This is a genomic window from Streptomyces sp. NPDC058653 (genome assembly GCF_042716895.1).
GTDB lineage: Bacteria > Actinomycetota > Actinomycetes > Streptomycetales > Streptomycetaceae > Streptomyces.
The window spans coordinates 1-13596 of the sequence record NZ_JBHXRM010000082.1 but is presented as its reverse complement, the minus strand read 5'-3'; the positions used below and the strand labels follow the sequence as shown (position 1 = coordinate 13596).

At 69.5% G+C, this 13596-nt stretch carries 9 protein-coding genes; 8 read left to right on the top strand and 1 reads right to left on the bottom strand.

Annotation, left to right across the window (positions count from 1 at the left end):
- Window positions 1-107 precede the first annotated feature (107 nt).
- A complete protein-coding gene (locus ACFWU9_RS35905; RefSeq protein WP_384325292.1) occupies window positions 108-1115 on the bottom strand; it encodes a LacI family DNA-binding transcriptional regulator in 1008 nt (335 codons plus the stop codon).
- A gap of 554 nt (window positions 1116-1669) precedes the next feature.
- On the opposite strand from ACFWU9_RS35905, the gene ACFWU9_RS35900 reads away from it, so the two are divergent.
- From ACFWU9_RS35900 to ACFWU9_RS35865, 8 genes are all read left to right on the top strand, one after another.
- Complete coding sequence (locus tag ACFWU9_RS35900; RefSeq protein ID WP_384325291.1) at window positions 1670-4648, top strand: hypothetical protein; 2979 nt, start codon at window positions 1670-1672, stop codon at window positions 4646-4648.
- A gap of 188 nt (window positions 4649-4836) precedes the next feature.
- Complete coding sequence (locus ACFWU9_RS35895; protein WP_384325290.1) at window positions 4837-5712, top strand: DUF1963 domain-containing protein; 876 nt, start codon at window positions 4837-4839, stop codon at window positions 5710-5712.
- A 276-nt stretch (window positions 5713-5988) separates the two neighbouring features.
- Window positions 5989-6870, top strand: a complete 882-nt coding sequence (locus tag ACFWU9_RS35890) for a helix-turn-helix domain-containing protein (protein WP_384325289.1) — start codon at window positions 5989-5991, stop codon at window positions 6868-6870.
- 122 nt (window positions 6871-6992) lie between these two features.
- Entirely contained in the window at window positions 6993-8648 is a 1656-nt protein-coding gene (locus ACFWU9_RS35885; protein WP_384325288.1) for a TIGR03086 family metal-binding protein, read from the top strand.
- Window positions 8649-8889: 241 nt separating this feature from the next.
- Window positions 8890-10821 (top strand): S9 family peptidase, encoded by a 1932-nt coding sequence (locus ACFWU9_RS35880; protein WP_384325287.1) that lies wholly within the window; start codon window positions 8890-8892, stop codon window positions 10819-10821.
- The gene (locus ACFWU9_RS35875) at window positions 10821-11483 is read left to right on the top strand and encodes a GPP34 family phosphoprotein (RefSeq protein ID WP_384325286.1); all 663 of its coding nucleotides are present in this window, start codon (window positions 10821-10823) and stop codon (window positions 11481-11483) included. The genes ACFWU9_RS35880 and ACFWU9_RS35875 overlap by 1 nt, the downstream gene beginning before the upstream one ends.
- Before the next feature lie 134 nt (window positions 11484-11617).
- Entirely contained in the window at window positions 11618-12565 is a 948-nt protein-coding gene (locus tag ACFWU9_RS35870) for a GntR family transcriptional regulator (protein WP_384325285.1), read from the top strand.
- 198 nt (window positions 12566-12763) lie between these two features.
- Window positions 12764-13522 carry a DUF3159 domain-containing protein gene (locus ACFWU9_RS35865; protein WP_384325284.1) on the top strand — a complete coding sequence of 253 codons (759 nt, stop codon included), beginning with the start codon at window positions 12764-12766 and terminating at the stop codon, window positions 13520-13522.
- Window positions 13523-13596: the final 74 nt, after the last annotated feature.

The window sequence follows — 13596 nt, the reverse complement described above, 5'->3', positions numbered from 1 at the left end:
GTCCGTGGCGTGGAGTGGACGGCGGCGAGCCGCTGACCCCGGTCAAGCAACCCGGGTCCCCACCTGGGAAGGCGGCGAGTCGGCCAACGATCGCGGCGCGGATTTCCTCAAGGCGATGGATCTCCGCTCGGAAGGCGGGGGTGCGGCTGTCCGTGGTGAGTGAGCGTTGTGGGGACCACGATGCGGCGTGGTGTGCCGTCGTCGGTCTGTGCGATGCGGTCGATGAGCAGTTGCGTGGCTTGCACGCCGATCTCGGCGGGGTCGTAGGCGGCCAGGGTCAGCGGCACGCCGAGCATGTCGGCGAACTCGAAGTCGTCGAAACCGGCGAGCGCGGCGGCGGGGTGAGCGTCGGTGACGGCGCGGACCGCGCCGATGGTGTTGCGGTTGTTGGCGGTGAACAGAGCGGTGGGCGGGTCCGGCAGGCTCAGGATCTCCCTGGCGGCGTGTTCGGCCGCCCTGACGTCGCGCAGGCCGAAGCGTACGTACCGTTCGTCGGGCTCCAGCCCGGCCTCGGCCAGGGCGGCCCCGAAGCCGCGAAAGCGCTCGGCGCTGGTCCACAGGCCGGGGAGAGGGCCGAGGAAACCGATACGTCGGTGGCCGGCCTCGGTCAACCTGCGTGTCGCGGCCGTGGCGCCGCCGAAATCGTCCACCAGGACACAGTCCAGATCCGCCCCCGACGGCGGGCGAGTGGCCAGTACGGCGGGAATGCCGTCGAGGGCCGACGGCCGCAGGTGGGAGTGGTCGTTGCCGGCGGGCACCACAACGATGCCGCTGACACGGCGTGAGACGAGGTTGTCGACGAGTTCCCTCTCGCGTCCGTGGTCTTCCGCGGTGTTGCCGAGCACCATCGTCATGCCGTGCTCGGCGGCGAGCGACTCCACTCCCAGGGCCAGTTGCGCGTAGAAGGGGTTGGCAAGGTTGGTGACGACGAGCCCCAGCAGATCGCTGCTCTGCCCGGCCCGCAAGCTGCGGGCGACCTCGTTGAGCCGGTAACCCAGCGCCGCGACGGAGGCCAGGACCTTGACGCGGGTCGAAGGCGCGACCCGCGGATCGTCCTGGAGCGCCCGGGAAACCGTCATCGGTGCCACCCCGGCGTGCCTGGCCACGTCGGCCATCGTCGGCGTCGGCTTCCGTCCCTGCCTCGGCATCTTCCTCCCTCACTTCCGCCACAACCTCGCGCCACCATTCTTCCGCATGGGCCTAGCGGTGCCTGACCTGCCGTCACCGCCGGCACGGAGTCGGGCGGCAGGGCCCGGCCGCTGTGGCCCAGCCCGACCCGGATTTCGGACTACCGGCAGGTGGCAGGGCTCGGTGTCGTACGCAGGGAGTCCGGCATTTTGGTAGCTCCTCGGTGGGAACAAAACCGAATGGTATCGATACCATGTGCGTACTCAGCGGCCGGACCGGCTCGGCCTCCGACGCGGGCCCAGAGCCCTCCGTGTCCGAGAGCACCTGATCGACATCGCACGGAACTCTGCCTGTCTTCGGAGTACAAGAAGGGCACGACAGCAATGAGAGTCACCACCTCTCCCGGAGCGGACTCCCGCCGCCGCACCCGCGCCGTCCTTGCGGTCCTTGCCGTCCTGACGGTCTCCGCGCTGAGCACCCCCTGCTTCCCCTCGAAGGAGAACTCGTGCTTCGAAGAACCGGTTTGAGACGCCTCACCTCGTTGACAGCCGCTGTGGGCCTGACCGCGGCCCTGACCGTCGCGGTCGCTCCCGCGCCCCCGGCGAGCGCCGCCCCACTCACCACCGCCTGGCGGAACGGCGCGTTCTCACAGAACGCCGCCGGCGTTGTCGGGCGTTCCAACGTCGTGCTGGCCAGGCCCAACACCGACGCCACCCAGCACCTGCCGCTGGGCAACGGCACTCTCGGTGTCGCGGCGTGGGCCGCCGACGGCTTCACCGCCCAGCTCAACCGCAGTGACACCATGCCCGACCGCAAGTCGCCCGGACAGGTGCGGATTCCCGGCCTGGCCCCGATGACCACCGCGCCGGACTTCAAGGCGACCCTCGACATCTACAACGGCGTCCTCAACCAGTCGGGGGGCGGCATGACGGCGAAGATCTGGGTGGCTTCCGGCAAGGACGAACTGATCGTCGACGTGACCGGAGCCGACCCGGCCACCGCACAGACCGCGACCGTCCAGCTGTGGTCCCCGCGCACCCCCACCGCCTCGGCCCGGGGCCGCATCGGCACCCTTGCCGAGACCTGGGTCGACAACACCGCCCAGGGCGCGTCGGGCGAGACCTTCGGTTCACTCGCCGCGATCACCGCCGGCGGCCGGAACGTCTCCGCCGACGTGGCCGACCCCAGATCGGTGCGCGTGCGTTTCACACCTCACGCCGACGGTTCGTTCCGTGTCGTGGTCGGCGCCCCGCACTGGACCGGCGGCAACGCCGCGAGCACCGCGTCACGACTGATCGGTTCGGACGCCACCTCCTCCAAGTCGTCGCTGCTCGCCGCCCAGGCCAGGCACTGGAACTCCTTCTGGGGCAGCACCGCCCTCATGAAGATCTCCTCCCCCGACGGCTCCGGTGAGTACATGGAGAACCTCCGCACGCTCTACCTCTACAACGAGGCCGCCTCCATGGGCGGCCGGTACGGAGGAAGCCAGGCCGGCGTGGCCAACATGTTCAACTTCAGCAAGGACCACCAGGACTGGTACCCGGCGGGCTTCTGGCTCTGGAACCTGCGCGCGGAGATCGCCACGAACATGAGCGCGGGCAACTTCGACGACAACGTCCCCATCTTCGACATGTACCTCGACAACCTGCCCGCCATCCAGGCGTGGACCAAGGAGCACATGGGCGGCAAACCCGGCGCGTGCGTCCCGGAGACGATGCGCTTCAACGGCAACGGGTGGTACGACGGTGGCACCACCAACGCCTCGTGCAGTCTGGCTTCCGCACCCGGCTACAACGCGACGACCGTCACCTCGGGAGCCGAGATCTCCCTGTGGATCTGGCGGCAGTACCAGTACACCGGAGACCGGTCCTTCCTGCGGAAGTACTACCCGCTGATGCAGCAGTCCTCCATCTTCCTGCTCGCGTTCCAGACTGTCGGCTCCGACGGCTACCTGCACTCCACCGCCAACGCCCACGAGACCCAGTGGGATGTCGCCGACCCGACCACCAACCTCGCCGCCGGCGCGGCACTGTTCCCAGCCACCGTCGCCGCGGCGAAGCTGCTGCACAAGGACTCCGGCCTGGCCGCGCGTCTCAAGGTGGCGCAGACCCAGATCAGGCCGTACGCCCGCACCGACGCGGCAACGCACACGCAACTGTTGCCTCCCTCGTCCGATGCCGACGGCACCAATGTCATCGCCGACTCCTACGAGCCCGCCGCCCCCATTCGGAACGGTGAGAACATCGGTCTGGAGCCGGTCTGGCCCTACAGCCTGATCGGTGACGACTCCCCCCTCACCTCGCTTGCCGTCCGTACCTTCATGAACCGCCCCAACAGAGGCGGCAACTGGAGCCTCGACGCGGTCCAGGCGGCGCGCCTCGGCCTGTCCGGCGAGGTCAAGGCCAACCTCGTGAGCATCACCCAGCGATACCAGGCGTTCATCTCAGGAGCGTCGAGTGCGTTCGGCGGCACACCGGGGACCGAGCCCTACCTCGAGCAGTCCGCCACCGTCGGCACCGCGCTCAACGAGGCGCTCGCGACCGACTACGACGGCACCTTGCGCTTCGCTCCGGCCTGGCCGTCCACCTGGGACGTCTCCGGCACCGTGTACGTCCACAACCGCTCCAAGGTCCACGTCCAGGTGCAGAACGGCACTCTCACGACAGCGGCCCTGACCGCGGGAAGCACCGGGACCATAACCGTCCGTAACCCCTGGGCCGGAAAGGCCGGTCACTCGGCGGAGGTCGTCGACGGCTCCACCGGAGCCGTCGTGGTGCGGCCCACCACAGCGCCCACATTCACCCTGCCGGCGAAGGCAGGCAAGTCCTATCTGATCCAGGACACCGCCGCACCCACCACCGCGTACGGCTTCGCCCAGGTCACCGGCACTGCCGCGACCACCGCCAAGCACCTCGGGCCGGTCCAGATCGGCCTCGACCCGCCGGTCCGCGCGCCCTCGCTGGCCGCCAGCTTTGACAACGTCGGGATAAGCGCCGACGACAACACCGGCCCGGGTAACTTCGACGGCGCCAAGGCCAGCTACTCGGCGACCGCTCTCAGCGACGCCGGGGCAGCACCGGGCGCGACGGTATCGTCCTCGGGCGTCGACTTCACGATGCCCGATGTGCCGGCGGGCACGCCCGACAACACGGTCGCCAACGGCCAGATCATCACCCACAGCGGGTCCGGCGGTTCCCTCGGCTTCCTCATCTCCGGGAGCAACGGCCCGGTCACCGGGACCGGCACCCTCACCTACACCGACGGCACGTCGCAGAGCTACGCCCTCACCGCACCCGACTGGTTCGCCACCGAGCCCCCGGCGGGCGGCGCGCTCGCCGTCAGCTCGGCCTACCAGAACCGCCAGGGCAACACCACCCACCAGCACACCGGAAACCTCTTCTCCCTCACCGTCCCCCTCAACCCCACCAAGACCCTCGCCTCCGTCACCCTCCCCGCTCTCGGAGCGCTCACCCCAGGCGCCCCTGCTCTCCATGTCTGGGCCCTCGCCCTGAAGAACTGACCCTCCGGCACCGCACACCGCACACCGCACGGCCGGACAGAGTTGCTGTCCGACCGTGCGGTCCGGCGGGGGCGCCCCGGAGCCGGGATGCTCGTGCTGGTCGTCGGCGGCTGTCCGCGGAGTAGGTCGTCTGCCCACCAACGCCCCGACGGTGCAGGCGGGTTGGAGGGGAAGCCATCATGGTGGGCATGGATCACCAGGGGCAGTTTCGTCGTGCAGCGCTTGAGCTGGGCATCCCGGACGACGAGATCAGCAGGTTCAGCCGGCACCTCCGTCTGTCGATCGGGTTGGGCGGGGGTTCCGGCGGTGCTCCGGTCGGGCAGTTCGGCGGGTTGCCCCGGCTGCCAGTGGGCATGAACTGGCCGTCCGCCGGCGACAGTCCGTTGCCGTTCATCTTCTCCGTCGACTGCGGAGCGCTGCCGAGAACCGACGGCTTCGACCTGCCGACGGACGGGACGCTGCTCTTCTTCCTGGACCACGAGAAGGATTATCCGGACGAAACCGGGAAGTACGCGCGAGTCGTATACGTACAGGACGGCACCAATACCGCGGTCGCGGAATCCCCCCACTCCGGGTTCACCGGCGAGCAGTACGACGTCAGCGCCACGCTCCTCGCCGAGCTGCCCCCTTGGTTCGGGACGGACGAAGAGGAGGACGAGGACGAGGACTGGGACGATCTGTCGCCTTTCCGGCAGCAGTTGGCCCGTGATCTGGAGCGTGATGTCCCGCACCTGGACGAACTCCGCGCTCTCGCCCACGACCTCTGGCCCGGCGAAGGGCTCGCGAGCGCCCGTATCGGCGGGTACGCCGACGACGAGGTGATCACGAGCATTGCGGAGCAGACCCTCGCGGGGCTCGAGAAGGCCGGCGAGATCGTCGTCCCGATGGCGAAGTGGTCTTCCCACGTGGAGAAGGAGAAGCACCGGCTGACGAGCGAATGGATGTCGCTCGCGCGCTTTCCCGTGGCCGACGAGTACTACTACGGAAGTTTCACGATCCGCCGCGACGACCTGGCCGCCGCCCGGGTGGACAAGGCGCTTCCCCTGACGAGGTTCAGCGAGTAGAACACCGAGCCCTTTCGGAACCGGCGGTGTGACACGTGTCGAACCGTCCCCGCACAACGACGAAGCTCCTGGCGGACGGTACACGGACGATGCCGACCGCCCGCGGCACGGTGACCTTCACCGGCTTTCCGAAGTCTCAGAAGACCGTCGTGACGGTGGTTGTGTTGAAACCGGAAGGCGAGGTGGGCCGAGACGGATTGTCCGCTTTGGTCGGGCCTGTCGGGTGCGACATTTTGTAGCAGGCTGTTTCTCGTGGACCGGTGCAGAATTTCCGTCATGAGCGAACTAGGCGAGTTCATCGCGGCGCGGCGCGCGCAGTTGAAGCCCGCTGATCTGAGTCTGCCGGACTTCGGTGAGCGGCGGCGGGTGCCGGGGTTGCGCCGTGAAGAGGTCGCCCAGCTGGCGGGGATCAGCGTGGCGTATCTGATCCGGCTGGAGCAGGGGACATCCAAAGCCTCGCCCCAGGTGGTGGACGCGTTGGCCGGTGCCCTGCAGCTGAGTGACGCGGAGCGTTCCCATCTGCACACTCTGGTACAAGCCGGCCCCCGGGCCCGCAAGAGCCGGTTGCCGGCGGATCGTGTCACGGCGGAAGTGCGGCAACTCCTGGATGCTTTCGGTAGTTCCGCACCCGTGATCCTTCTGGGCCGGCGCAGTCATGTGCTGGCGTGGAACCCGGCGGGGCACGCGCTGATCGCGGGGCATCTGGACCGGGCGGCTCCGGAGCGTGCGGAGACGCGTCCGAATACGGTGCGGATGTTGTTCACCGATCCGCACACCCGGGATCTCTACGGTGCGGACTGGCGGCACAAGGCCCGTGACGTGGTGGGGCGACTGCGGTTGCTGGCGGGGAAGTATCCGGACGATCCGCAGCTCGCGGCGCTGATCGGTGAGCTGTCGATGAACAGCAAGGCGTTCGCCGGTCTGTGGGCGGAGCACCGGGTGCGGGCCTGGGACGTCGCCGGGTACCGGATGACACATCCCCTCGTCGGTGAACTGCGGGTGATGCAGCACTCGATAGCCGTTCCGCAGGATCCGGGGCTGCGGCTGGTGGTGGTCACCGCCGAACGTGACTCCGCGTCAGAGGCGGCGCTGCGCCTGCTGCCTCACACCAACGACCACGTGCGGCCGCTCAGCACGGACATCGCTCTGCCCCGTTAGTTCGTTCCTTACCGATTCGCCACGTGTAGTTCGTTCTTCCTGTCCTTCATCCCAACTTGCGTGCGCAGCCGGGACCGTCGTGGTCGCCGGGCGATGTCGCACGCCGTCGCGAGGTCATCATCATGTCCGCCAGCTTTGTCACTGCCGTCGACACCGTCGCCGTGCTCGTCGAGTCCATCGGCGACGACCAGTGGGGCAATCCCACTCCCTGTTCCGACTGGAGCGTCCGGGAACTGGTCGATCATCTCCAGGACGGCCAGAGTTCCTTCCGTATCGCGCTGACCGGCCAGGCCGGGCCGGCGTCCGAGTCCTTCCGGCAGAGCGGCGCGGCGCTGGCAGCCGCTTTCGCCGAGGCCGGCGCGCTGGAGCGGACGGTGCGGATCCCCCTCGGCGAGGTGCCCGGGGCCGTGGCCCTGCACCTGCAGACCCTGGAGCACCTGGTCCATGGATGGGACCTGGCCCGTGCGCTGGGGCGGACCGTGGTGTTCGCCGACGCGCTGGTCGAGCCCGAGGCCGAGTTCGCGGCCAACCTGCTCACCCAGCTGCCGGCGGGCGCGCCCAGCCCGTTCGGTCCCTCCAAGTCAGCCCCGGCCGGTGCCGGCGCGCTCGACCGGCTGGCCGCCCTGCTGGGCCGCGACATCGTGGACGGCTCCCCGGCGCTGGGATCGGACCCACGGGCGGGGAGGGGCAGGAGCCTGAAGGTGAAGGCGGTGGTCGCGGGCGCGGCGCTCGTCGTGGTTGCGGCGACCGGGACGGCACTGGCCGTGAACGGGTCGTCCGGCGGCTCCGGCGAGGACACCGCCGTCGAACGTACCGTGAGCCGGCCGACGCCGACCGGTCAGGGACGTCCGGGACCTGGTGTGATCAAGGCGGACGGGGCCAATGTGTTCCCCCACTCCCTGGGCTACGACACGGCATCGAAGACGTTCCTGGTCGGCTCGCTCAAGCAGGGCAAGGTTCACGCCGTCACACCGGGTGGAACGGTCCGGGTCCTCATCGACGACCCCGAGATGACCTCGGCCCAGGCCGTTGTCCCCGATCCCCGGCGGGGCCGCGTTCTGGTGGGCAACGTGGACTACGGCACGGCCGAACAGTCCCGTACCGACGCCCCCTTCCGCGTCGCCGGCGTGGGAAGCTACGACCTGGAGACCGGCGAGCAGAACTGGTGCGTGGACCTGACCGCGCTCGTCCTGGACGGCAGGCAGCACCTCATCTCCGACATCACGGTGGCGCCCGACGGCACCGCCTACGCCGTCGACGAGCTGACCCCCACCGTGTTCCGTATCGACCGCAAGGGCCGGGCCACGGTCCTCGTGCGCGACAGCCTCCTCCAGGGCGAACTCGACATCCCCAACCTCCTCGACAACGTCGGCATGACAGCGGTGGAGTGGGTGGAGGGCGACCAGCTGGTCATCACCATGGCCGACGGCTCCCTCGTCCGGGTGCCGGTCAAGCATCCCGACCGGGCCCGGCCCATCAAGCTCTCCGCACCCCTCGCAGCCCCTGTGGCGGGCATGCGGCTGCTCAAGGACGGCTCCCTTACGGCCGTCAGCAGCGGCCTGCTGACCGGCAAGCCCGCCCGGATCCAGCACGTGACGTCCCGCAACGGCTGGAAGAGCGCCACCGTCAAGACCACCGACACCGTCAACGACCCCGTCACCAGCGACGTCACCGCCGGCCCCGACGGCACCACCTACGCCCTCAGCGGCGGCCTGGCCGACCTCCTCGCCGGCAAGCCCAACAACGGCTTCACCCTCACTCCCGTCAAGACCCGCTGACACCATCCCAACCGCACGAGGTGACCGGGGTGCCCGCCCGACCGGACACCCCGGTCACCCCAGCCAAGACAGCCAGCGGGGCCGCTCCCGTAATCCGGCGTACGGGGTCCGAGCGCTCCGCCGGCTCATGGGAAACCACGTTGGTCCTGGGGCAGACCGGGGAAGCGCACCTTGTCGCTTCTGTCACTTAGTGACATACTGTCGTCTGGTGACAATCGGACGAGACGTCAGGAGTGAGGACATGCGGAGTGCACCGAGCGAGGTGCCGCATCTGACCGTGGAAGAACTCTTCGACCCGCCGGAGCGCGCGGGAGCGTCGATCTCCGCCGACGGAAGGCGGATCGCTTTTCTGGCCCCATGGCGGGAGCGGCTGAACGTCTGGGTGGCCGACGCCGACGGAGACCTGTCCGACGCCCGGTGCGTGACGGCGGACGACAACCGGAGCGTGCACGTCTACCACTGGGCGGACGACCCGCGCTGGCTGCTGTACGAGCAGGACTTCGACGGCGACGAGAACTGGCACCTGTACCGGGTCGACCTGGACGATCCCGGCGCCGTGGCCGTCGATCTGACTCCGTTCGCCGGCGTCCGGGTCATGGGCGTCGAGTCTCCGCCCTCACGTCCGGGACGGGTGCTGCTGCGGATGAACCGCCGGGATCCCGCCGCGTTCGACCTCTACGAGATCGTCGTCGCCTCCGGGGAGACGACCGTGCTCGCGCGGAACCCCGGGAGAGCGGGGGACTTCCTCTGCACCCCGTCCGGGGAGGTGTACGTCCACGGCCTGGGACCCGGCGGCGACCTCGAACTCTCCCGGTGGGCCCCGGAGGCGGGGGCGGCGGAACCGCTGGCGAGGTTCGCCGGGTCGGACTACCCGTTGGGTGTGCACCCGTTCACGCTCACCCCGGACGGCACCGGCCTGTGGATCGGGTCCAACCGCCACCAGGACCGGACCTGCCTGGCGCGTCTCGACCTTGCCACCGGCGAGGAGGCCGAGGTCGACAGTCATCCGGAGTTCGACCTCGACACACGCTGCGCGGTCTTTCCCTCGCTCCCGCCCCCGCTCGTCCGCGACCGGCGCACCGGAGAGCTGATCGGGGCACGGTATCTGGGCGCGCGCCAGGTGATCCGCCCGTTGGACCCGCACTTCGCGGCGGTGCTGGAGAACGTGGAGAAGCTGTACGGCGGGGACATCGCCGCCCTGTCGTCGGACCTGGACGGGATGCGCTGGGTCGTCAGCTTCGCCGACGACCGCGCCCCCGGCGTCACCTACCTCTACGACCACGCGACGGGCGACGGCCGACTGCTCTTCCGCTCCCGCCCCGACCTGGATCCGGCCGCGCTGGCGCCCATGGAGCCGGTGACGATCCCCGCGCGCGACGGGCTGTCTCTCCCGTCCTATCTGACGCTGCCGGTGGCCGGGGAGCGGTCGGCCATCCCGCTGGTGCTGCTGGTCCACGGCGGACCCTGGAGCCGTGACAGCTGTAGTTTCGACCCGGCGGTACAGCTGCTCGCCAACCGGGGGTACGCGGTGCTCCAGGTCAACTTCCGGGGCTCGACCGGCTTCGGCAAAGCCCATCTGAAGGCCGGCATCGGCGAGTTGGCCGGCAAGATGCACGACGACCTGCTCGACGCCGTCCGCTGGGCCGTCGGCCGAGACATCGCGGACCCGGAGCGGGTCGCGATCTTCGGCGCCTCCTACGGGGGCTACGCCGCCTTGGTCGGGGCCGCGTTCACCCCTGACGTCTTCGCCGCGGCGATCGACTGCTTCGGCGTCTCGGACCTGGCGAACTTCCTGCGGACCGTACCGGAGTTCGTGAAGCCCCACCTGACCAACAACTGGTACCTGTACGCGGGCAATCCCGACGACCCGGAGCAGCAGCCCCACCTGTGGGCCCGCTCCCCGCTCAGCCGGGTGGACGACATCCGCACCCCCCTCATGGTCGTCCAGGGGGCGAACGACGTCCGCGTCGTCCAGGCCGAGTCCGACCGCATCGTCGAGAGCCTCCGCTCCCGGGGTGTCGACGTCACCTATCTGGTCAAGCCGGACGAGGGTCACGGCTTCGTCAATCCCGAGAACAACAAGGACCTCTTCCGCACGGCCGACCACTTCCTGGCCCGCCATCTCGGCGAACGCACCCATGACCGATCCGTCACCACAGCCGAGGAGATGTGATGTCACCGACCGCACGGACCCTGCCCCAGCAGCTCTACCTGCTCTGCTACACCGTCGACAAAGGCACGTTCGAACTGCTCAACCTCCAGGGCCGCGGCCAGTTGCTGCGGGCCGGCGCGCTGGCCGAGATGACCCTGGACGGGCTCCTCGGGGCCGACGGCGGAAAGGTCGAACGGCTCACCGACACCGCGCCTGACGACTCCTTCCTCGCCGAAGTGTGGCAGGACCTGCCGACCGGGAAACCGAAGAACTGGCTCCAGTTCGTCCACAACAAGGCCCACACCGCGGACCGGCCCGTACGCGACCAGCTCGCCGACACCGGAGCCCTCGACGTCACCCGCGCCTCCCTCCTCGGGGTGCTCCGGACCGACCGGGTCACGGTCACGGAGCCCGAGCAGGTCCGCGGCCTCCAGGAGCGGGTCCGTGCCGCCGTCCTCTCCGGCACCGACCCGTCGGCCCTTCCCGTCAAGGACGTCACGCTCGCCGTCCTCGCTGCGGAGACGGAGGTCAACACCGTTCTGACCGCGAAGGAAGCCCGCGCACACCGCAAGCGGTTCCACGAACTCGCCGCCCACTTCGACACCGCCGTACCCGGCCTGCGCAAGGCCCTGCGCGGCTCCTACCTCTCCAGCAGGGCCGTCGGCGGCGGCTGGAGTTCGTGACAGCGCCGAGCCGTCGGCCGGACCGCCCCTACGGCCGGGTACGGCCCCGCCTGCGACGGAGTGTCACGGTCGGGCGGACGAACCGAGACCGGGGAAGGGTACGGTTGGCTCTCGTCCGAAGGGAGCGACCGGCTGTGGTGGGCAACGAAATCCAGCTCAACCGCCAGTCCGGCATGCCCATCTACCACCAGATCGTCACCCAGCTGACCTTCATGATCGAGAGCGGTGACCTGGAGGCCGGATCGATCCTGCCCAGCGCCCGGCTGCTGGCCGACAACCTCCGTGTCAACCGCAACACCGTCGCCCGTGCCTACGCCGAGCTCCGCGAACTCGGCCTGGTCGAGGCCCGGGGCCGCGGTGGCACCGCGGTGGCGGAGACCGGGCCCGACGAACCGGGCTTCCCGGCCCGCGACCGGGCACGGACCATCCTCGGTGCGGCGGTGGCCGAATGCCTGGACCTCGGACTCACTGCCGCCGAGATCCAGATGATCGCCTCGACCCTGGCGGTCCGGGCCGAGGAGAACCAGCTCAAGATCTGCTTCGTCGAGTGCAACGCCGACCGGGCCGGCTACTTCGCCGACGAGTTCGAGGAACGCCTCGGCTTGCGGGTGAAACCCTTGGTGCTCGGCGAGTTCGAGGCACTCGACGAGCCCGCCGACCTGGTCCTCACCACGTTCTTCCACCTCGCCGCCGTCCGCGGACTGTGGGACAGGCAGACCACCGAGGTGGTCGGCATCGTCGTCGCCCCCCACATCCGGACCCTGGTGCGGATCGCCTCCCTCCCCCGGGACCGTACCGTCGGCATCTACTACACCACCGACGACCAGGCGGCGAGCATCCGGGACTCCCTGGTCCAGTCAGGCATCACCAACATCCGGGTGCTCACCGGCGCCGCCGACACCGATCTCACGGGCATCGACCTCGCCGTCGTCCCCAGCGAGATGCCGGACCTCGCCTCCCGGCTGGAGGGACGCGTCGAGGTCATCGAGTTCGGCAACGTCCTGGACGACGCCTCGTTGCGCATGGTGACCGAGGTCGTCGCCGACATGCAGGCCGCCAAGCAGCGGGCTCGCACCGTCTGACACGCGGCCCGCCCCTCCCGCTGCCGGCCTGCGCGCGCTCCTTTCCGAACCCGTGCTCCATCCCATCCGTTGCCCCGGCGAACTCCTTAGTACCTAATTCCCTAGGCCGTTGATTGCCTGGCGAGTTGGGGGGAAAACGACCCGCACGGTCGATGAGCCGGACCGTCCCATCCGACAGAGATGAGTTGATGACGCATCATGACTGACCTCATTCCACGTGGGAGCGACACGACAGACACCAGCGGCGTACGACAGGAGCCGGGCGGTGGCCCGCACCGGAACAAGACGATGCTGGAGCAGTGGGGCGGCGTCCCCGGCATGCTCTACATGACACTCCCCGTCGTGGCGTTCGTCCTGGCGAACTCCCTGCTCGGCCTCAACGGCGCGATCGTCACCGCCTTCGCCGTCGCCCTCGCCGTGATGGCCCTACGCCTCATCCGCAAGGAATCGGTCGCGCCCGCCGTCAACGGGCTGCTCGGCGTCGCGTTCGCCGCCGGAATCTCCTGGTGGACCGGTTCCGCGAAGGACTACTTCCTCGTGGGTATCTGGCTGAGCCTGGCCGGTGCCGTCGTCTTCACGGCGTCCGTGATCGTCCGCCGCCCGCTGGCGGGCCTGGTCTGGAACGGCGTGACCGGCAAGGGCGACACCTGGCGCGAGGACCGGATCTGCCGCTTCTACTACGACATCGCGACCCTGGCCTTGGCCGCGGTCTTCGCCGCCCGCTTCGTGGTCCAGCAGTGGCTCTACGACTCCGACGAGACCGGATGGCTCGGCTTCGCGAAGATCGCCATGGGCTACCCGCTGCTTGGTCTCGCCCTGCTGGTGGTCGCCTGGGCCGCCCGCCGCTCCACCCGGCGTCTGCACGCCGTCGAGGAGGCACACCGACGGGAGCGGGAACGCGCGACCACCCGACAGCACGCTCCGTTCCCGGCCCCCGGGGCGCACCACCCGCGCTGAGGAGGGGAGTTCGGCGGCGCGGCGTACCAGAACCGCACCGGCGGCCGGGGCCGCGACCGGATGCCATCCGGTCG

What these genes read in the sequence shown, in the direction of transcription:
- ACFWU9_RS35905 (WP_384325292.1), bottom strand. Translation starts at nt 1,115, where the DNA reads ATGGCCGACGTGGCCAGGCACGCCGGGGTGGCACCGATGACGGTTTCC.
- ACFWU9_RS35895 (WP_384325290.1), top strand. Translation starts at nt 4,837, where the DNA reads ATGGATCACCAGGGGCAGTTTCGTCGTGCAGCGCTTGAGCTGGGCATC.
- ACFWU9_RS35890 (WP_384325289.1), top strand. Translation starts at nt 5,989, where the DNA reads ATGAGCGAACTAGGCGAGTTCATCGCGGCGCGGCGCGCGCAGTTGAAG.
- ACFWU9_RS35885 (WP_384325288.1), top strand. Translation starts at nt 6,993, where the DNA reads ATGTCCGCCAGCTTTGTCACTGCCGTCGACACCGTCGCCGTGCTCGTC.
- ACFWU9_RS35880 (WP_384325287.1), top strand. Translation starts at nt 8,890, where the DNA reads ATGCGGAGTGCACCGAGCGAGGTGCCGCATCTGACCGTGGAAGAACTC.
- ACFWU9_RS35875 (WP_384325286.1), top strand. Translation starts at nt 10,821, where the DNA reads ATGTCACCGACCGCACGGACCCTGCCCCAGCAGCTCTACCTGCTCTGC.
- ACFWU9_RS35865 (WP_384325284.1), top strand. Translation starts at nt 12,764, where the DNA reads ATGACTGACCTCATTCCACGTGGGAGCGACACGACAGACACCAGCGGC.